We start from the raw sequence: 19,172 nt of genomic DNA on the forward strand, positions 1-19,172 counted from the left end.
CACCGCTCAATATAAAAACTGCTCAGAATTGCTCTGAGCAGTTTTTATGTTCGGGGGTACAGCTTTCGTAAAATAAGAAGTTTTATCGATCTCTGGCAATATTTGATCATTCCGAAAGGGTCTTGGGACGGGCGCTCACAAATTAGTTATCTTAAACTAACTAAAAGAAATCTGTTTGCGCGCAACATTAGCAATCGCTCTGAACCAGCCGCATCTGCGCCCAAACCGCTTTCAGGATAAGATTTTTATTTTGCAGGAATAATTCTGAAAGGACAGGATCAAACTGCGTGTTTGCGCACCTTGCAATCTCGCAGAACGCCTCGTCCACAGGCCGCCTGTGGCGGTACGGCCGCCCGCTGATAATGGCGTCGAAGGCGTCGCAGATGGAGGTCACCCGGGCGACAATGGGAATATCCCCTCCTTTGACCCCGAATGGGTACCCTCTGCCGTCCCACCGTTCATGGTGGCCCAGCGCCGCCTCTGCCGTCAGGCGGAAAACCCGGTCATCCTGGAAGGCGCAGGGATTCATTCGCAGGGATTCCAGGATGTCCTTCCCATAAATAGGATGCTGCTGTACAATCAATATCTCCTCGGGCAGCAGCTTGCCCGGCTTTTCTAAAATACAATTATCTACCCAGAGCTTCCCGATATCGTGGAAAAAGGCGGCTCGTCCGAACAGCAGGCAGTCTGTAAGGCTCACCTCCGGATGCCTGCCGGACGCGATTCCAAAGCAAAACACTCTGGTATACAACTCCACACGGCTCATATGTGCAAACAGATGATGGGGCATTATTTGTAGTATGTGATCCAGAGTCAGGTGAGATCCCGACAAATCATTCATTTTTGTCATCTCCACAATCAAGGTTACCGTTGCCGCCAGAGAATAATAGTTCTTAGTTATTAAACTATTTAGTCTAACTGCCCTTTTAGACCATTATAGCACGGTCGAACTGCACATACAATACAAGTAACAAATATAATTTTGGAGGGAAAGAGATTATGGTGGACTACCTTGATATTGGAAAGCGGATTCGCAGAACACGAACCGCAAAAGGCATTACGCAAGAGAAATTAGCCGAGCTCATTTCCACCGGTACAACGCACGTGAGCCATATTGAAACAGGCAATACCATTCCCAGCCTCAAAACCTTTATTGCGATTGTAAACGCGCTTGAGGTTTCACCGGATGAGCTTCTTTGCGGAAACATTGACCAGTCGGCTTACGTGTTCCAAAATGAAATTTCTAAGCTCACCGCCGACTGCTCCCCAAAAGAAATCCGTGTGATCGCGGAAACAATCACCAGCATGAAAATCTCCTTGCGAAAGGCGTTTGGCAAACCCTAAAAGTTAATTCTGCGGCACGGCACAGAAAAGAAAGCCTGAAGAAAAGCAGGTTTTCTTTTCTGTATTTTCAGGCGTTCGCTCCAGCGGCAATCCGGCAGGGGCGCAGAAAGGCAGACAGCCGATTGATGTTTCATTATACAAAACCCGTTTCACCCTGACGCAACAAGCGGGAGAGAATCTTCCCGCCTCCTGCATTTTTGCTGTTTTCATCTTGCGTAAAATATACAATAATTATCTAAAAATTCAAAAAAAATCAATTCCAATCACAAATATGAATTATAATTTTAAAAATATTTCATATCCACCTTGACAAGTAAGGGTTTCTGGCATATGATGGTGGTGCTTAATTTTGCAGGATTGTCATTGATATCATGCAAAATCAGAAAGATCCTTTACAAGTCAGGGAGGTTGGTAACATGTTGAAAGAGGGCCAAGTCCGGATTCCGTCCGGATGTGCGATCTCCGGAATATTTTCACGGAATGGGAGAAGGCTCGACGGAGAAAAAATCATTGCGTCCATCGAAACGATGCATGTGCGCAGCAACGGCCTGGGCGGCGGATTTGCGGCCTACGGTATTTACCCCGAGCACAGGGATTGCTACGCGCTCCATGTATTTTATGATAACGAAACCGCAAAGGAAGAAGCCGAAACGCTTCTGCTCAAATATTTTGAAATTTCCGTATCGGAAAAGATCCCGACCAGGCCGATGCCGCAGATTACCGACGCACCCATCATCTGGCGCTATTTTGCAATTCCCTCCCCCCACTTCCTTCAAGACAAAGAACTGGAGGAGAAGGAGCTGGCGGTGGAATGTGTCTTTAAAATCAACGCCGATATTGCAGGGGCATATGTGTTTTCCTGCGGGAAGAACATGGGTGTGTTCAAAGCGGTAGGGTACCCCGAGGATGTGGGCCGCTACTATCGGCTGGAGGAATACGAGGGCTATTCCTGGACGGCCCACGGACGTTACCCCACGAATACGCCCGGCTGGTGGGGCGGAGCTCACCCGTTCGCGCTGCTGGATTACACGATTGTACATAACGGAGAAATCTCGAGTTACGACGCCAACCGGCGCTTTATCGAAATGTACGGCTACAAATGCGCCCTGCTGACCGATACGGAGGTTATCACCTACATGATCGACTACCTGCACCGCCGAAAGCAGCTCACCCTGACGGAGGTGGCCGACGTGATCGCAGCCCCCTTCTGGGAGGAGATTGACCGCATGCCGGAGGACCGCAGGCGCTACTACACCAGCCTGCGCAACATTTTCTCAGATATGCTGATTACCGGCCCGTTCTCGATTCTGCTGGGCTTTGAGGGTGGAATCATGGCCCTGAACGACCGCCTGAAGCTCCGCTCGCTTGTGGCGGCGGAAAAAGACGACATGGTTTACATCGCCAGCGAGGAATGCGCCATCCGCGCCATTGAGCCGGAGCTGGATCGCATTTTTGCTCCCAAATACGGCGAGCCGGTGATCTACACACTGAACAAGGAGGCGCAGCTGTAATGTCTATGGATTTTTTATATCCTGATTATACCGTCGTGCGCAATAAGGACCTGTGCACCAACTGTCAAATCTGCGTAAAGCAATGCGGGCTGGGCGTACATACCTACGACGCGAAAACCAAGAGCATGCGGGCCGACAGCACCAAGTGCATCAACTGTCAGCGGTGCGTGGCGTTCTGCCCCACACTGGCCTTGAAAATCGTCAAGTCCGACAACACCTACAAGCTCAACGACAACTGGACTTCCTCCGCGATTAACGAGGTGATTCAGCAAGCGGGCTCGGGCGGCATGCTGCTCTCCTCCATGGGCAATCCCCGCAGCTACCCCATTTACTGGGATAAAATCCTGATCAACGCCTCTCAGGTGACGAATCCTTCGATCGACCCTTTGCGCGAACCGATGGAGACCCGCACCTTTCTCGGCAAAAAGCCGAGCAAAATAGAGCGCGACGAGCAGGGCCGCCTGCAATTTGATAAGGCTCCGCCGCACCTGACGCTGAAGGTTCCGATTCTGTTCGCAGGCATGAGCTACGGCGCGGTGAGCTACAATGTGCACGAAAGCCTGGCGCGGGCAGCCGAGCAGCTCGGCACCTACTACAACACCGGCGAGGGCGGCCTGCACGAGAACCTTTACAAATACGGCAAGAACACCATCGTTCAGGTGGCGTCCGGGCGCTTCGGCGTTCACAAGGCCTATCTCGACGCCGGGGCCGCAATCGAAATCAAGATCGGCCAGGGCGCGAAGCCGGGCATCGGCGGGCACCTGCCGGGCTACAAGGTGGGCAGCGAGGTTTCAAAAACCCGCATGATCCCCGAAGGCAGCGACGCGATTTCCCCCGCCCCTCACCACGACATCTACTCCATTGAGGATCTGCGGCAGCTGGTCTACTCCCTGAAGGAAGCGACCGCCTACACCAAGCCGATCATCGTCAAGATCGCCGCGGTTCACAACGTGGCGGCCATCGCAAGCGGCATCGCCCGCAGCGGAGCGGACATCATCGCCATCGACGGCTTCCGCGCGGGTACCGGCGCCGCTCCCACCCGCATCCGCGACAACGTGGGCATTCCCATTGAGCTGGCGGTGGCCGCGGTGGACGACCGCCTGCGCGAGGAGCACATCCGCAACAATATTTCACTGGTGGTTTCCGGCGGCATTCGCAATTCGGCCGACGTGCTCAAGGCCATCGCACTGGGCGCGGACGCAGTTTACATCGCGACCCCCGCGCTGATCGCGCTGGGCTGCCACATGTGCCGCAGCTGTCAGACCGGCAAATGCAACTGGGGCATCACCACCCAGCGCCCGGATCTGGTGGCGCGCCTTGACCCCGACGAGGGAACCCGCCGGCTGGTGAATCTGGTATCCGCCTGGCAGCACGAAATCATGGAAATGATGGGCGGCATGGGCATCAACTCCATTGAAGCGCTCAAGGGCAACCGCCTGATGCTCCGCGGAATCGGGCTGAACCAGAAAGAGCTCGACATTCTCGGCATTAAACACGCCGGAGAATAACAGACCATTCCACCGAAAACGGAGCGGGATCAGGGCGCGGTGATTGCCCCCGCCGGGAGCGGGAGAAGCCCTTATCCGCTTTTTGAAAACAATATGACGAAGCCACAATTCTACAGGAGGTGCTGGTTATGAGAATCAACGCAACGAACAATTTGAATTTCCGGGTGCTCAACGAGCAAATCAGGAACACAGAAGACAAAAACGTGATTATCGACAACTGCCTGGGGCAACGATTCATCGGCAGCGGCATGGGGCAACGGAAGCTGACCATCAACGGCACGCCCGGCAACGCCCTTGGCGCCTACCTGAACGGCGCCGATATTGAGGTAAACGGCAACGCGCAGGACGCCACCGGCGACACGATGAACAACGGCAGCATCGTGATCCACGGCAACTGCGGCGACGCAACCGGATACGGCATGCGCGGCGGTGAAATCTATATTAAAGGAAACGTCGGCTTTCGGGCCGGTATTCATATGAAGGCGTATCAGGAAAACAGCCCCGTCATGGTGGTCGGCGGCAGCGCCGGGAGCTTTTTGGGCGAGTACCAGGCGGGCGGCACCATCATCGTGCTGGGCCTGAATGAGGAGGCAGAGGCCCCGGTAGGCGCGCAATGTTGCACCGGAATGCACGGCGGTTGCATTTTTCTGCGCTGCGACTCCCTGCCGGAGGATCTTCCCGCCCAGGTTGTCTCGAGAAAAGCGACGAAATACGATCTGGATCACATCGACGGGTACCTAGAAAGCTTCTGCGAGCATTTCAGCGTGGAGAAGGAGCAAATTCTGGAGAAGCCCTTCTATGTTCTGGAGCCGAATACCAATAACCCCTACCACTCCATTTACACCACTTATCTGTCGTAACCCCCCATCCCTTACCAATTTTTTGTTTTTCAGCTGAATGAGGATGCTGAAAGCCTTCTCCGGCAAAGAAGCCAGCCCCCTCCGCGCCGTAAGGGCGGCAAAAGGGGCTGGCCTCTTTTCGGGCGCGGCCGCGATTGTATTCTCTTATTTGCCTGCAACAATTTCCAAAAACAGCAGGAAGGGTGCTCCCAAACGGCGTCACCCTTCCTGCTGTTTTTGACCGTGCCGCATGACCGTTCCGTTCCCCTTCCATACGGCAGATCAGTCGGGCGTGCCGCTCCGCTTTCAGAGCGGCGCGGCACGGGAAACGCTTTCATTATATTGTATAATTTTCTCCAGTAGTTCCACATCTGCCGGGCAGAACTCGTATTGCGGGATTTCCTCGGGCGTGATCCAGCGGATATCGTTGTGCTCCAGCTTCTGCGGTGTCCCAGATGAAATCACAGCGTGCAACAAAGTCAGATGCACCGTAAGATCGAGGTAATCGTGCGTCACCTCGCAGAACACGCCGCCGGGCCGCACCGTAATCCCCAGCTCCTCTTGGCATTCCCGAATCAGCGCCTGCTCTTTTGTTTCCCCAGGCTCAACCTTTCCCCCGACGAACTCCCACAGCAGCGGCCGGGCCTTGCCGGCCGGGCGCTGGCAGATCATAAACCGGTTCCCGTCCCAGATCAGGGCGGCGACCACCTCTGTCATTGCTTTTCACTCCCTCCTGATTTTATCCTTCTCTTGCCTCATTTTCGCTTATCATGCTCCATTTGTCAATGTAAAGGCTATATAGCCCGTGTGCACCGCAAACAAAACTGCTGAGGTAATTCAAAAGAGCATCGGCATTCCGACAAGGCGGGGTTACAGCCGCCAAAACGCCGGAATGCCGATGCTCTTTTCGGGTAACAATCGAATGAACACACCCCTGATGAGGTGTTGTATGTGAACGGGACTCAGAGCGCGGCTTTCAGGCCATGCCCATCTTTCCCTCGTCGAAGATACGGGAATCCATCAGCGGAATTTCTCCGTTGATTTTGTCCAGAATCGGTGAGAATTCCATCTGCTGCAAAATTTGGGTTTCAAGGTCTATGCCCGGCGCGATCTCAATCAGATGCATACCGTCCTCCCGCAGCTCCAAAACGCAGCGCTCGGTGATATACCGGACATGCTGCCCGTTTTTGACCGCCATATCGCCGCTGAAGGTCACCTCTTCCACTTTCTTGAGGAATTTCTTCTGCTTTCCCTCCTGGTCAATCTGTACCTTGCCGTCGGCGACGCGAACTTTTAGGCCGCCGGCGGTAAAGGTGCCGCAAAAGCACACTCTGCCCGTGTTCTGAGAAATATCTATAAATCCGCCGCAGCCCGCGATTTTGGGGCCGAACCGGCTCACGTTGATATTGCCCTTCTCGTCACACTCCGCCAGCCCCAAAAACGCCAGATCCAGACCGCCGCCATCGTAGAAATCGAACTGGTAGCCCTGATCCAGCACCGCTTCTGCGTTTTGCGAGGAGCCGAACCGGGGCCCGCCCTGCGGAATCCCGCCGATCAGGCCGCTCTCCACCGTCAGGGTCATCCGGTCGCCGATGCCCTCCTCCGCGGCGGCCGCCGCTACATATTCCGGCGCGCCCACGCCCAGGTTTACCACATCCCCGGGCCTTAGCTCCAGCATTCCCCGGCGGCCGATGATTTTCTTGGCGCTCATGGGGAAGGAAGCGGTGGCGGCAACATTGGTCAGAATACGGCGTTCGCCGCAAATGGACGGATCGTAGCCGCAGCCCAGGCACTGCTCGTGATCATCAGCCGCGGCAACCACCACATAGTCCACATAGATGCGCGGTATTTTGATCAGCCGGGGGTCCAACGTTCCGGCCGCCACAACCGCCTCAACCTGCACCACCACAATTCCGCCGCTGTTTTTCACCGCCTGCGCCACCGAGGTTGCCTCCAAAGTGGCAACCTCCTTTTCCAGCGACACATTGCCGGTTTCATCCGCGTAGGTGCCCCGCAGAAAAGCGACTTGGATGGGAAAGGAGGGGTAGAAAAGATATTCCCTGCCCCCAATGCGGATCAGCTCCACCATATCCTCCGTGGTAACCTCATTCAGCTTTCCGCCGCCGTTGCGCGGATCCACAAACGTACCGAGCCCCACTTGCGTAACGGTGCCGGGCTTCTTTCCCGCAATGTCGCGGAACAGGTGGCACAGCGCGCCCTGGGGAAGGTTATAGGCCTCGAGCTCATTGCGAAGGGCCATTTCCCCCAAACGGGGGACGGTTGCCCAGTGAGCGGCCACAAACCGCTTGAGCAGGCCCTTGTGCGCGTAGTGCTCGCCGCCGCAGCCCTTTTTGTTCCCCTGGGAGCTGGCGTAAACATAGGTCAGGTTCTTCGGGTGCCCTGTATCCAAAAAGCGCTTTTCCACCGCTTTGTTGAGCGCCTCCGGAATACAGCTGGAGACAAAGCCGCTGGTGGTCAGGGTGTCGCCGTCCTGCAGAAGGTTCGCCGCTTCTTCGGCAGTAATGATTTTGACCTTCTCCATCTCGCCGCCCCCTTACAGAATTTCCGCAAAGCTTTGCAGACGGGTTCGCACCTGCTCGAAAGCGGTGGCTTCCTGATCTACCTCGATCATCAGGTGGAGAATGCCGGCCTCTTCAAACTGCCGCAGGTAGATGGGGTAATCCCATTCTTCCGGGTCGCAGAATTTCATCATTGCCGCCACCACGGCGTCCGCGCCGGTTTTGCGCACCATATCCACGAGCATGGGGCCGCGCCTTTTCCGGGTATCCACAGCCAGAGAGCACCCGTACATATTCTGCCATACGCGGGCCAAACGGTACAGCGGAGCTTCGTTCCCGTCCGGTACGTCCACGCGCACCTGTCGCGATTCCTGGGCCAGATCATCCGCCGCGACGGCCAGCTTCAGCTGATCCAAAATTTCCAGCAGGCCGTCCGGCTCCGCCAGAATACCGGTCAGGATGATTTTTCTGCCGTCCCAGGGCTGCGGCTCGATCGCCTGCAGCGCTTCGATCAGGGAGCGCACCATAGCCGTATGGCGGGATTTTTCCACAAACATGCGCGATTTGAACACCGCGTGACGGTCAACGGCGGAAATCAACTGGGGATACTGGGCAGCCAGCTGAGAAAACTCGCGCATGACGGCCCGGTTTTCATTATAAATCCGGATGGAATTTTCCAGAGCGGCATTGGTGATCTGCACGCCGGTGATCTTCTCCAGCTTTTCTTTCAGGATGAGATATTCGTGCTCCAAAAAACGGTTGGCAGCTTCCAGCCCCCGGTTTTGCGGGTGGGTAAAGACCAGCACGGGGGATTTTCCCTTCCACTTCTGGCTCATACACTTGAGGGTGTCGCACGGGACGGAGAAAACGACGGCGGCCAGGTCGTCGTAAGCGCCCTCGCACTCCAGCTCCATCACCTGCTGCATGATGGAACAGGCAAACGCCGGCAGGTATGCGCGGGCCTTGGTCACGGGCCGGTTTGCTCCCCAAAGCCCAATCGGCAAATAGCCCGTAGCGTGAACCAGCTCCTCCGGGGAGTACACGGGCAGAATGCCGATGGCGCCCTTCCCGGTTTCAGCCCGATAGTCCTCCATCATTTTGCGGGGATTGGCGGCAATGTCCCGAAACTGCTTGAATAACGTATTTATCTTTTGCATGCTGTTTTCTCCTCTCCTTATTCCACATCTGCCGCAGAAGACCGCTTCTTCATCATCTCTCCCAGCGTCTGCACACGGGTGTCGTACTGGGCGGGGGCAAAGTTCTGCGGATCGGTCTGGTCGCCGTCGAAGCTGGCGTAAGGCAGGCCGTTTTTCTCATGGATTAATTCCGCGGTTTCCACATTGAGGAAGCTCATCAGCTTACAGCTTCGGTTGAGGTGATAGAGCACCCCATCGCTCTGGCTCTTTTCCATAATTCCCAAAAGGACGTTGACCTTGTTCTCCAGGCACGTATTGATGTATGTACGGGTATAGGCCTCGGCCATGGAGTGAAGCGATTCATCCTCGGCGTCGTAAGTCAAATCCCACATATTGGGGTAGGCGGAGCCCGTCATGATGGTCCCCATATTTTTCAGGGATTTGAAGGTGTGCCCCAGATAAGGCCATACCGCAATGCCTTCCCACGTGATGCGGCTCTGTTCCGCTCCCTTGAAGGCGTACTCGCCGTTTTTGTATTTCTCCTCCAGCTCATCCGCGAACTTGCGGAAGGTGATTTCTGCGTAATCCCGGCTGCGCGCGCAAACGACCAGCGCCATGTAATTGAAAAGGTCGAAGCCGTTGAGCGGAGAGGGCTTGAACCGGCTCATAGAGGCGATCCGGTTCCACTGCGCAATGGAGCGCTGCGTCTGCTGGCGAACCTCGTGGAACTTTTGATAATCGAAGGGACGCCCGCAGATCACCTCCAGCTGAGAAATGGCGTTTCGGAACTGGTCGGCGATGTATTCCTTGGAATGCGCGGGAACGGGCATGGTATGATTGTAGGGAACATCGATCACGATACAGGGAATGTTCAGCTCCGCGGCCAGATTCTCGTACCATTTAAGCAGTGTGTTGCAGATGTTGTTGCAGGTGATCACCAAATCGGGCAGCGGAACACGGGCAGCCGGGGAGTTGGCCAGCGCCTCTGGAGTTTTGCCGGTGATGGCTTCCTCCTTGAGCAGCTTCATGTAGCCCATGTTGACCCGCCCGTAGGAACAGCAGTCCACCGAATAGCCGTCGCGGTCGGCCACCTCCAGCATATCCAGCGAGCCTTTGCGCGCACCGATGCCGGCGGCGTGTGTCTCCGGGTATACCATTGCAATATCCATGGCCACACACATCTCGGGCGGGGCCACAGAGGCCGACCAGCAGACCAGCTTGCCTTTGGCTTTGGCCTGCCTTGCCTCCTCATCCAGCTTTGCCTGATAATAGGCCAGCAGTTCTTTCGCAGTCATTTGGCTGATTGCTTTTTCACTCATGCTGATTTCCCCTTTCGTTTTGCTTCTTCATAAGCCAGGCGGGCGGCTCCCAACGCACCGGTGAGCTGAGGGCTGCGCGCAACCGCAAGCCTTTCGCCGAGCTCCGTTTGAATCGCGTCGGCGACGCCGTTATTCAGCGCCACCCCGCCGCACAGAACTACCTCGTTTTCAATGTCCACCCTCTGGGCCAGCGCGCAGGCCTTCGCCGCCACGCTGTGGTGGACGCCGGCGATAATATCTTCTTTCGATCTGCCCTGAGACAGGAGCGAGATCACCTCCGACTCCGCAAATACGGTGCAGGTGCTGCTTACCGAGGCCGGGTGCTTGGAGCGGAAATGGTACTCCGCCATTTCCCCCAGCCCCACCTCCAGCACACGGGACATAACCTCCAGAAACCGCCCCGTTCCCGCAGCGCACTTGTCGTTCATGTAAAATTGGTGGATGTTGCCCTGGCTGTCCAGCGAAATCGCCTTGACGTCCTGTCCCCCGATGTCGATGATGGTTCGCGCCGCGGGATTCTGAAAAAATACCCCTTTGGCATGGCACGAAATCTCACTCATCTGCAGATCGGCGACTGCCAGCAGCGAGCGGCCGTATCCGGTGGAAAGGATAAACGCCATATCTGCCGGCGAGAGGCCGCTTTGCTCCGAAAGCCGGGCCAGCAGCCGTTTGGGGCCGCTGGTGCCGGTGCCGGCCGGAACAACGGCGGCGGCAGCCACCTTGACGCCGTCCTGCAGAACAACCGCCTTGGAGGAAGAAGAACCGATATCGATGCCCATTGTATACATGCGGCGGCTTCCCCTTTCCCTATTTCATCGGCTTATTGGCTTTTTCCAGCCCCCGCGCTGCGGTCAATGGGGGCCACCGTTTGAACCAGCTCGATCAGAATGCCCTCCGAATACCGCGGCCGCAGAAAATTGACAATGATGTCCGACGTGCCCTCCACCGCCTCCGGCTCCAGCATCTCCAGGCCCTTGTCACGCAGCTCCTGGCTGGCGGCCTCCACATCCTCCACCTCAAAGGCAAGGTGGGCAATGCCCCCCTTCCCGTTGTTGAATTTGGTCAGCACCCCTTCGTGGGGAATGATGAATTCAATCGGGCTTTCCAGCCTCGGCCCATATTTGGTGAAGATCAGATCGGAGTGGTAGCTTTTGACGTACCCGCGGTAGTCCACCTCCAGCCCCAGCAGATCGATCAGGTGTTCCGCCTGCTCCACCGTAGGCAAAACGACGCCGACATGATGCATACGCATTGGTTTCAAATCGCTCATCCTTCCTGTTGTTTGTTGATTAATTTTGTGTATATTGTAGCATCACTGCTGCCGTTTAAAAATGAAATGCAATGGATTTATTTTGAATGAAATTGAATTCTATTTGAAACTATTTGCTATTTATGGTATTCTAAACAGGAAATAATTTGGGAGGAATGACGATGACGGACTATGGAATCATGCTGCGGCGCTTGATTGATTTTACCGGGAGCAAGCTCTATGCTGTCGCCGACGAAATCGGATACGACGTCTCATATGTGAGTAAGTGGTGCAACAAGGATCTTCTTCCTGCGCCCAAAACGGCTGCCACGGTAAACAAGGTTCTGGTTGGTTTTTTTGCTGACTGCATTCGGCAGGACGGGCGTGAAGCCGAATTTTTCACCGCGTTCCCGGGCTGCGTGGACGGGCACACGGTAGAGCAGCATATCTGCGCCCTGCTGACGAAGGCTTACGAATCGTCCGCTCACACAAGGGCGCCCTCCGCCTCTTCCAAAATCGAGCTGCTGACACATCGCAATCACATGCTGAGCGCTTTACAGAAATTTGCCTGCCAGCGCCTTACGGCGGGAGACGAGATATTCTGCAGCATCGATTTGCTCACGCTGCTGAAAAGCCGGGACTTTACCGTGCTGGATCAACTGGCAGGTGAAAAGGAACTTCATTTTCACGCCGTGATGAGTATGGAGCGCTTTCAGAAAGACCCTATGAAAAACCTGGGCCTGCTTTACGGCTTTTTAACCCGTTACCCCGCGCTTTCCCTCACGCTTTACGACGGCTCCGGACTTGAGGGAGAAGGGATTCTCGCGGTGAGAAACGGCTGCGCGCTCATGGCGGCGCTGAGTCAAAAAGGGGAGCTGGACGCCCTTTTGGTGCTGGAGCCCGGCGAAAACGCCGTTCAGCTTTGCAAAACGGCCGCGGCCCGCTTAAAGGAGTGTCCCCTGCTGCTTTCGCCCGCCACGCCCGAAAGCATGAATCACAACGGTTACCGAACCGATTTTTACAGCAGGGATCAATACAAATTTTTTTCTCCCTATGGATTTGAGTTTCTTCTCCCGGAGTCGATCTGCGACAAGCTCATTCAGGCCGGGGAGGCCGATGCGCCAAACCCCGCCCTTTCCAGGTTCATCCGCAGGCTTTTTATCACTTGGGAAGAAGTGTTTGAGAAAAGCCACATCGATTTTTATCTGCTGAAGTCCTCTGTTCTTCGGTATCTGGAATCCGGCGAGCTCCTGTTTGCCGATATCATGTACCAGATGACCCCCTCGGAACGGCTGGAGCATCTGGAAAATATCAAAAAGCAGGTCATGCACAATCCCGGAATCCGCTTCATCGTGCTGGATGACGACACGTTCTCCCCCGGCTTTGAGCCTATCTTTTCGGCATATATCAATCCCCAGAAGCTGTTTCTCAAAAATCCCGCCGCCTACCAAACCGGGAAGGGGCCGCTGTTTTACACGGTGCTGAACGAAACGCTGCTTCACGCCGCCGGCCAGTACATGGATTCCATTTTGAACCATTCGTCCTGTAAGGTGTACGATTCCAAAAGTGTGGAGGAGCTGGAGAACCGCTACGGCGGCATGCTCTACCGCATGCTCACGCTTTGAGCCGAAAGAAAAGCAAACCGCAGAAATTGGTTCCGCTGTTTTCTGCGGAACTCGACGGCAATCTCTTTTTGATGAGAAGCCTCCCGGCGATAAACTTTGCATTGAAAAAAGCACCTGACCCCAATGAAGAAACTGGGGTCAGGTGCTTTTTGCGGGAACGGCTGTGCCGCGTGCGAACAAAATGCGCGCCGCTGCAAAACGGGTGGATTCTCACGGGGCAAACGCCAGCAGTCCCATTCCAAAAAAGGCGATCAGCCCGTATATTACGATGTAAAGCAGATAGTATTTGAACGTTGTGCGAAGGATCTCGCTTTCTTTTCCGGTATTCCCGGTTGCTGCTGTCGCTACGGAAATATTCTGCGGAGAAATAATTTTGCCCGCCGTTGAGCCCATGGTATTTGCCGCAATCAACCAGATTTCCTGAACTCCGATGGCTCGTGCGGTTTCTGCCTGCAGCGCGCCGAACAGAACGCTGGAAGAGGTAGCGCTGCCCGTCACAAAGGTTCCGATCGAGCCAATCAGAGGAGCGACCAGCGGGAACGCCGTGCCGGTAACCGCCACCAGAAAGGCCGCGATGTCGCGCGTCATACCGCTGTATCCCATCACCTTTGCCGCTGCCAAAATCGTCATTAGTGTGATAATCGTTTTTGACATTTGCTTTAAAGTCTGGCCCATCACTGTCAGCATATCGGATCCGCTTGCCTTTTGCAGCAGCCCGCCAATGACAGCCGCGATCAGAATCAGCACGCCGGGAGTGGACAGCCAAGAGAACGTATAGGGAGAGGCCCCTTCTCCGGCATAGATGATAATGCTCGTTTTGACTGCGGACAGCACCTCGTAGACCGGAGGCACCAGCTTGGAGACAGTCAACAGGAAGACGAAGATCAGAATGAACGGCGCCCACGCACGCAGGGCCTCACGAAGACTCAGATGCTCCTGATCTGCGGCCTGTGCTTCTTCGGTGGGAACAACCTTGTACTCCTCGGGCGTGTTTTTGCAGAGAATTTTCGCTGCCAGAACCGTCAGCACCATGCTGGCGACAGATCCGGTGACCGCAGGCAGCTCCGCGCCGATAAAGCGGGAGGTAATCAGCTGCATGATTGCAAAGCCAAGACCGGAAATCAACGCAATGTGCCAGCTGGTTTTCAGGCTTTTCAGCCCTCCACCTGCAATCACGACCAGCAACAGAGGGGTGAATACCACCATAATAAACAGCTGCAGCGACACGACCGTTGCTGTGGTGATCGGGTCGTAGCCCGTGATCGAGGCAACCGTAACGGTGGGAATGCCGATGGAGCCAAAGGCCGTGGGGGTTGCGTTGGAAACCAGGCAGACAACCGTTGCAAAGATCGGGTTAAAGCCCAAGCCGCACAGAATGCTGGCAGGGATTGCAACAGAGGTGCCAAAGCCCGCCATGCCTTCCATAAATCCGCCAAAGCCCCAGGCAATGATGAGTACCAGAACGCGCTTGTCGTTGGAAACCGACGTCAGCATTTTTTGAATTTTTGCCATTGCTCCGGTTTTTACCGTCAAATTATAAGTAAAAATGGCGGCAATGATAACGATAGCGATAGGCCAAAGAGCCATAACGACTCCTTCCAATCCGGCGGTAAACACTTCGATTGCCGGCGCTTTCCAGTATACAAGCGCCAGAAGGATCGCAATCACCAGTGCAAGCGGGCAGGCCTTGTAGGCAGGCATTTTTAAGTAACAAAGAAAAAAAACAAGCCATAAAATCGGCAGAAGAGCCAATATAAATTTTAAGAACATAAATCTACCTCATTCAGCAGTTTTTCAAAGCCGTATTTTCACTCGGCCATTCCAGAGGAAAGAGAGAGGGGCCGCTGGCTCTGAAAGCCCGAGAGACAGCGGCCCGATATTCCGGTTATTTCAATCCCATCAGGCTGTCGGAGAAAATGCGGGCATCCATCAGGCGATTGTCTATCTTAGGCTGAAAATCCATCAAATCAAGGATCTGCGTCTGTACATCGATTCCGGGAGCAACCTCCGTCAGGAACACTCCGTCAGAGCGCAGCTCAAACACAGCGCGCTCCGTAATGTACAGAACCGGCTGATTCACCTTTTGCGCATAGACGCCGGAAAAGGTGATCTGCTCCACCTGATCGATGAATTTCTTCTCTTTGCCCTCCTGATCAATGACGAGCTTCCCATTTTCCACATGAGTTTTCAGGCCTCCTGCGGTAAAGGTACCGCAGAAAAATACCTTTTTGGCATTCTGCGTGATGTTGATAAATCCGCCGCATCCGGCAATTCTGGGGCCGAACTTGGAAACATTGATGTTTCCAAAGCGGTCGGCCTGCGCCAGCCCCAGAAAAGCGTAGTCGACACCGCCGCCGTCGTAAAAGTCAAACTGATAGGGTTGATCCAGAATTGCCTCTGCATTGACCGAACCGCCGAATTTCGGGCCGCCCTGCGGTACGCCGCCCACAGGGCCGGCTTCTACGGTAAGAGTCATGTAATCGCCGATTCCCTCTTCGTTCGCCACCATGGAAATGTATTCGGGGATGCCGATCCCAAGGTTTACGATGGAATTGGGGATCAGTTCCATCGCCGCTCTGCGTCCGATGATTTTTTTGGCGCTCATGGGCGGGTGATCCAGACTGTCCAGCGGAACCCGGTATTCTCCGCTCATAGAGCCGTCGTATTTGCATCCGACGCATTGCTCATGCTCGCTCGGATTCTGCGCCACCACAATGGCATCTACATAAATTCCGGGTATTTTCACCAGCTTGGGGTCCAGAGATCCGTTTTCAACAACCTGTTCTACCTGAACAATGACCTTGCCTCCGCAATTATGTACAGCCTGTGCGATAGAAGTGGCCTCAATGGACGCAACCTCGCGGCTCATGACGACGTTGCCGTTTTCATCCGCATAGGTGCCCCGGATAAAACCGATGTTCAGCGGGATCGCTTTGTAAAGGAGCTTTTCCTGCCCCAGAATTTCCACAACCTCTACCAAATCCTCTTTGGTAATGTCATTGAGCTTGCCGCCCTCCAGACGGGGATCCGCGAAGGTATTCAGGCCCACATGGGTAATGGTGCCGACCCGGTGCCCGGCAATGTCGCGGTAAAGCTGAGAGAGCGTTCCCTGCGGAAGGTTATAGCCCTCGATCTTGTTTTGCAGAACCAGCTCCCCCAGCTTCGGCACCATGTTCCAGTGCCCGCCGATGACGCGTCTGGTCATTCCCTCATGGGCAAAATGGTCTGCGCCGCTGCCGTCCCGGTTCCCCTGGGCGGCCGCATAGAAAAGAGTCAGGCTCTTCGGTGATCCGGTTTCCAAAAATCTTGCCTCCAAAGCACGGGTCAGCGCTTCGGGCATTACGCTTGCAACAAAACCGCTGGTGGTAATGGTATCCCCGTCCTTTACCCAGCCGGCGGCATCTGCCGCAGTAAGAATTGGCTTTTTAGACATGATACTCCTCCTCCGCATTTTTCCTTTGACCCAAATCAGCCGGATCAAAGCGATCATACTCCGGAATGATTTCCATCCGTTTTGCCGTATGCTTTCGGATTATTTGCCGATGAAGTGCTTTTCCTTGCGTTTCTCGAGGAACGCAGTCATGCCCTCTTTTTTATCCTGTGTGGAGAAGGACAGGCCAAACAGATTGGCTTCCAGCTTCAGGCCGCTGTTCAGGTCGGTATCGCTGCCGGTGTTGATGGCTTCCTTCGCCAGGGCAACGCCGACCGGCGCATTCTTCATGATGCGCCCTGCCATTGCCCTGCAGTAGTCCAGCAGCTCTGCCTGCGGAACCACCTTGTTTACAAGGCCGATGCGGTAGGCCTCCTGTGCGTCGATCATATCGCAGGTAAAAATCAGCTCTTTGGCGCGCCCTTTGCCCACCAGGCGGGAAAGGCGCTGTGTGCCGCCAAAGCCGGGCAGAATCCCCAAACCGCATTCAGGCTGTGCGAATTTGGCGTTTTCAGAGGCAATACGGATATCGCAGGCCATTGAAATTTCGCAGCCGCCGCCCAGGGCGTATCCGTTTACGGCGGCAATGCTTACCTGCGGCATCTCTTCCAGATGTGCAAAGGCTTTTCTGGCCAGCTGGCCCATGGCGCTTCCCTCTACGGGAGTAGCATTTACCATTTCGGAAATATCTGCGCCGGCAACAAAGGATTTTTCACCGGAACCGGTCAGAATCACCACCCTTACATCGTCGCGTTTTTCGATTTCTGAAAGGCAGGTGTCCAGTTCACTTAAGGTTTCGCTATTGAGTGCATTGAGAGATTTCGGCCGGTTGATGGTCAGCAGGGCAATGCCGTTTTGAATTTCCAGAAGCAGATTATTCATAACAAAAACCTCCGTAAAAAAATATAAAATTTAGATGAAGTATACAACTTCTCTCTTTGAGGCCTATTTTATAACGCATTTTATCTCGTGTCAAGAACATTTCCGATTCGTAAAATTCGTATAATGAAGTGTTTTTTGTTCAAAGTGTGGTACCTACAGGTAGCACCACTATATATTGCGTATCTTGGTAATATCTGGCTGAAAAAGCTTCTGAAAAAAGCTTCATTATTTTTTACAAGAAAAAAAGTTTGTTCCATTTCTAAAAAAATATCTTGACATGTATTTTATTTTATGTTAAATTCGCCTTGTAAACAATTCTTATGCAGAAATGTTTTAAATAAGAATTGTTTCGACACAATAAGTCACTCTTAAATCATGGTTTACCAAATGAAAGGAAGGATGATTATGAACTTTACACTGAATGATGAACAAAAGCGCATTCAAACCCTCGCCCGCGAATTTGCGGAAAGAGAAGTGAAGCCCGGCGCGATTGAGCGCGACGAAACTTCTGTTTATGATGTCGGACTGTTCAACAAACTGGGCAAGCTTGGCTTGATCGGCCTGCCGTATCCCGAGGCAGTGGGCGGCCAGGGGATGGGCTACCTCGAATACGCCCTTGCCGTTGAAGAAATCTCGAAGGTGGACGCTTCCCTGGGAATCTCCTACTCGGTGGCAACCTCTTTGTATGGCGGCACCGTTTACAACTCCTCCGTTTCTGAAGAGGAGAAGAAGAAGTTCATGGCTCCGGTTCTTTCCGGTGAACATTTGGGCGGCTTTGGTTTAACCGAGCATGGGGCCGGCTCCGACGCGGCCGGACAGCAAACCATTGCAAAACAGGACGGCGACTATTACATTCTCAACGGTTCCAAGTGCTTTAACACCAACGGCCCGCTGGCCGACTATTACGTAATTTACGCGCTGACAGACCCTTCTGTGGGCACAAAGAGCATGACCTGCTTTGCAGTGGAGCGCAGCACGCCCGGCGTCTCCATCGGACATATTGAAAACAAGATGGGCATTCGTTCCGCGCAGGTTTCGGAAATTCTTCTGGAGAATGTGCGTGTGCCCGCCGCGAACATGCTGGCCCGGCCCGGCGAAGGCTTTAAGCTTGCCATGAAGACGCTGGACTGCGGGCGGATCGGCGTAGCCGCGCAGGGCCTTGGCATTGCGGAAGGCGCCTTTGAGATTGCGCGCAAATACATGACGGAGCGCGAACAGTTCGGCAAACCCATCAGCAAGCAGCAGTATCTCGCGTTTAAAATGGCGGAGCTTTACACCAAGATTCAGGCGGCGAAGCTGCTGGTGTACAGTGCGGCTCTGGCCCACGACACGGGCGCCCGCTTCACCGTAGACGCCGCAATGGCGAAGCTGACGGCGACCGACGTTGCGATGGAGGTTACGACCGAAGCGGTTCAGATGCTGGGCGGCAACGGCTACATGCGCGAGTATGAGGTGGAACGCATGATGCGCGACGCAAAAATCACCCAGATTTACGAAGGGACCAACGAGATTCAGCGCCTGGTGATCAGCGGCCAGATTTTCCGATAATATTTGCCTCAACGCAATTTCATTCGGCCTCCTGTTCTCCTACAAACAGCGTTTCCGGTATTGCAGCGGTACCGGAAGCGTTGTTTTGCAGCGTTTTGTGAACCGTTTTCAAACGAAGCTTCTCCTTTTTCGGGTATCCTGCCCGAAATGGCAAAATCAGTTGAAAAAGATCCTGCAAAACGGTATACTTTTCTCAATGAAATCTTCCTTTTTGGGGTAGCTTTCTACATTCGGCGGGCTTTTGAGGGAATTGCCGGGCTTG

At 54.4% G+C, this 19,172-nt stretch carries 16 protein-coding genes; 6 read left to right on the plus strand and 10 right to left on the minus strand.

Annotated features, from left to right (window positions below):
• Positions 1–187: 187 nt before the first annotated feature.
• On the minus strand, positions 188–841 hold the full coding sequence (locus G340_RS0103780) for an HD-GYP domain-containing protein (RefSeq protein ID WP_326522315.1): 654 nt from the start codon (positions 839–841) through the stop codon (positions 188–190).
• Between the two features lie 158 nt (positions 842–999).
• On the opposite strand from G340_RS0103780, the gene G340_RS0103785 reads away from it, so the two are divergent.
• The 4 genes from G340_RS0103785 (at position 1,000) to G340_RS0103805 (ending at position 5,223) form a co-directional block, all read left to right on the plus strand.
• Complete coding sequence (locus G340_RS0103785; protein ID WP_020072327.1) at positions 1,000–1,344, plus strand: helix-turn-helix domain-containing protein; 345 nt, start codon at positions 1,000–1,002, stop codon at positions 1,342–1,344.
• A 416-nt stretch (positions 1,345–1,760) separates the two neighbouring features.
• The gene (locus G340_RS0103795) at positions 1,761–2,855 is read left to right on the plus strand and encodes a class II glutamine amidotransferase (protein WP_020072329.1); all 1,095 of its coding nucleotides are present in this window, start codon (positions 1,761–1,763) and stop codon (positions 2,853–2,855) included.
• Positions 2,855–4,363: a glutamate synthase-related protein gene (locus tag G340_RS0103800; protein WP_020072330.1), complete on the plus strand. Its 1,509-nt coding sequence runs from the start codon at positions 2,855–2,857 to the stop codon at positions 4,361–4,363. The genes G340_RS0103795 and G340_RS0103800 overlap by 1 nt, the downstream gene beginning before the upstream one ends.
• 128 nt (positions 4,364–4,491) lie before the next feature.
• Positions 4,492–5,223, plus strand: a complete 732-nt coding sequence (locus G340_RS0103805; protein ID WP_020072331.1) for a GltB/FmdC/FwdC-like GXGXG domain-containing protein — start codon at positions 4,492–4,494, stop codon at positions 5,221–5,223.
• A 285-nt stretch (positions 5,224–5,508) separates the two neighbouring features.
• Here G340_RS0103805 and G340_RS0103810 read toward each other — a convergent pair whose 3' ends face one another.
• The 6 genes from G340_RS0103810 to G340_RS0103835 form a co-directional block, all read right to left on the minus strand.
• Entirely contained in the window at positions 5,509–5,919 is a 411-nt protein-coding gene (locus tag G340_RS0103810) for a (deoxy)nucleoside triphosphate pyrophosphohydrolase (RefSeq protein ID WP_020072332.1), read from the minus strand.
• 259 nt (positions 5,920–6,178) lie between these two features.
• Positions 6,179–7,744, minus strand: a complete 1,566-nt coding sequence (locus G340_RS0103815; RefSeq protein ID WP_020072333.1) for an acyl CoA:acetate/3-ketoacid CoA transferase — start codon at positions 7,742–7,744, stop codon at positions 6,179–6,181.
• A gap of 12 nt (positions 7,745–7,756) precedes the next feature.
• Positions 7,757–8,878 (minus strand): 2-hydroxyacyl-CoA dehydratase subunit D, encoded by a 1,122-nt coding sequence (locus tag G340_RS0103820; protein WP_020072334.1) that lies wholly within the window; start codon positions 8,876–8,878, stop codon positions 7,757–7,759.
• 17 nt (positions 8,879–8,895) lie between these two features.
• On the minus strand, positions 8,896–10,176 hold the full coding sequence (locus tag G340_RS0103825) for a 2-hydroxyacyl-CoA dehydratase subunit D (RefSeq protein ID WP_020072335.1): 1,281 nt from the start codon (positions 10,174–10,176) through the stop codon (positions 8,896–8,898).
• A complete protein-coding gene (locus G340_RS0103830; RefSeq protein ID WP_020072336.1) occupies positions 10,173–10,964 on the minus strand; it encodes an acyl-CoA dehydratase activase in 792 nt (263 codons plus the stop codon). The genes G340_RS0103825 and G340_RS0103830 overlap by 4 nt, the downstream gene beginning before the upstream one ends.
• Before the next feature lie 32 nt (positions 10,965–10,996).
• Positions 10,997–11,446: a VOC family protein gene (locus G340_RS0103835; RefSeq protein WP_407635352.1), complete on the minus strand. Its 450-nt coding sequence runs from the start codon at positions 11,444–11,446 to the stop codon at positions 10,997–10,999.
• 161 nt (positions 11,447–11,607) lie between these two features.
• Here G340_RS0103835 and G340_RS0103840 point away from each other — a divergent pair, with 161 nt between their 5' ends.
• Positions 11,608–13,050: a hypothetical protein gene (locus G340_RS0103840; RefSeq protein WP_020072338.1), complete on the plus strand. Its 1,443-nt coding sequence runs from the start codon at positions 11,608–11,610 to the stop codon at positions 13,048–13,050.
• Between the two features lie 210 nt (positions 13,051–13,260).
• On the opposite strand, the gene G340_RS0103845 is transcribed toward G340_RS0103840, so the two are convergent.
• The 3 genes from G340_RS0103845 to G340_RS0103855 form a co-directional block, all read right to left on the minus strand.
• Positions 13,261–14,820, minus strand: a complete 1,560-nt coding sequence (locus G340_RS0103845) for an L-lactate permease (protein WP_020072339.1) — start codon at positions 14,818–14,820, stop codon at positions 13,261–13,263.
• A 115-nt stretch (positions 14,821–14,935) separates the two neighbouring features.
• Positions 14,936–16,483 carry an acyl CoA:acetate/3-ketoacid CoA transferase gene (locus G340_RS0103850; protein WP_020072340.1) on the minus strand — a complete coding sequence of 516 codons (1,548 nt, stop codon included), beginning with the start codon at positions 16,481–16,483 and terminating at the stop codon, positions 14,936–14,938.
• A 99-nt stretch (positions 16,484–16,582) separates the two neighbouring features.
• Positions 16,583–17,362 (minus strand): enoyl-CoA hydratase-related protein, encoded by a 780-nt coding sequence (locus G340_RS0103855; RefSeq protein WP_020072341.1) that lies wholly within the window; start codon positions 17,360–17,362, stop codon positions 16,583–16,585.
• A gap of 405 nt (positions 17,363–17,767) precedes the next feature.
• Between G340_RS0103855 and G340_RS0103860 the strand changes: the two genes are divergently transcribed.
• Positions 17,768–18,910, plus strand: a complete 1,143-nt coding sequence (locus G340_RS0103860; protein WP_020072342.1) for an acyl-CoA dehydrogenase family protein — start codon at positions 17,768–17,770, stop codon at positions 18,908–18,910.
• Positions 18,911–19,172 lie beyond the last annotated feature (262 nt).

The sequence above is a fragment of the Faecalispora sporosphaeroides DSM 1294 genome, assembly GCA_000383295.1.
GTDB classification, from domain to species: Bacteria; Bacillota; Clostridia; order Oscillospirales; family Acutalibacteraceae; genus Faecalispora; species Faecalispora sporosphaeroides.

Excerpts from the sequence above, each read along its gene's own strand:
- G340_RS0103780 (WP_326522315.1), bottom strand. The coding sequence starts at position 841 with ATGAATGATTTGTCGGGATCTCACCTGACTCTGGATCACATACTACAA.
- G340_RS0103785 (WP_020072327.1), top strand. The coding sequence starts at position 1,000 with ATGGTGGACTACCTTGATATTGGAAAGCGGATTCGCAGAACACGAACC.
- G340_RS0103795 (WP_020072329.1), top strand. The coding sequence starts at position 1,761 with ATGTTGAAAGAGGGCCAAGTCCGGATTCCGTCCGGATGTGCGATCTCC.
- G340_RS0103800 (WP_020072330.1), top strand. The coding sequence starts at position 2,855 with ATGTCTATGGATTTTTTATATCCTGATTATACCGTCGTGCGCAATAAG.
- G340_RS0103805 (WP_020072331.1), top strand. The coding sequence starts at position 4,492 with ATGAGAATCAACGCAACGAACAATTTGAATTTCCGGGTGCTCAACGAG.
- G340_RS0103810 (WP_020072332.1), bottom strand. The coding sequence starts at position 5,919 with ATGACAGAGGTGGTCGCCGCCCTGATCTGGGACGGGAACCGGTTTATG.
- G340_RS0103815 (WP_020072333.1), bottom strand. The coding sequence starts at position 7,744 with ATGGAGAAGGTCAAAATCATTACTGCCGAAGAAGCGGCGAACCTTCTG.
- G340_RS0103820 (WP_020072334.1), bottom strand. The coding sequence starts at position 8,878 with ATGCAAAAGATAAATACGTTATTCAAGCAGTTTCGGGACATTGCCGCC.
- G340_RS0103825 (WP_020072335.1), bottom strand. The coding sequence starts at position 10,176 with ATGAGTGAAAAAGCAATCAGCCAAATGACTGCGAAAGAACTGCTGGCC.
- G340_RS0103830 (WP_020072336.1), bottom strand. The coding sequence starts at position 10,964 with ATGTATACAATGGGCATCGATATCGGTTCTTCTTCCTCCAAGGCGGTT.
- G340_RS0103835 (WP_407635352.1), bottom strand. The coding sequence starts at position 11,446 with ATGAGCGATTTGAAACCAATGCGTATGCATCATGTCGGCGTCGTTTTG.
- G340_RS0103840 (WP_020072338.1), top strand. The coding sequence starts at position 11,608 with ATGACGGACTATGGAATCATGCTGCGGCGCTTGATTGATTTTACCGGG.
- G340_RS0103845 (WP_020072339.1), bottom strand. The coding sequence starts at position 14,820 with ATGTTCTTAAAATTTATATTGGCTCTTCTGCCGATTTTATGGCTTGTT.
- G340_RS0103850 (WP_020072340.1), bottom strand. The coding sequence starts at position 16,483 with ATGTCTAAAAAGCCAATTCTTACTGCGGCAGATGCCGCCGGCTGGGTA.
- G340_RS0103855 (WP_020072341.1), bottom strand. The coding sequence starts at position 17,362 with ATGAATAATCTGCTTCTGGAAATTCAAAACGGCATTGCCCTGCTGACC.
- G340_RS0103860 (WP_020072342.1), top strand. The coding sequence starts at position 17,768 with ATGAACTTTACACTGAATGATGAACAAAAGCGCATTCAAACCCTCGCC.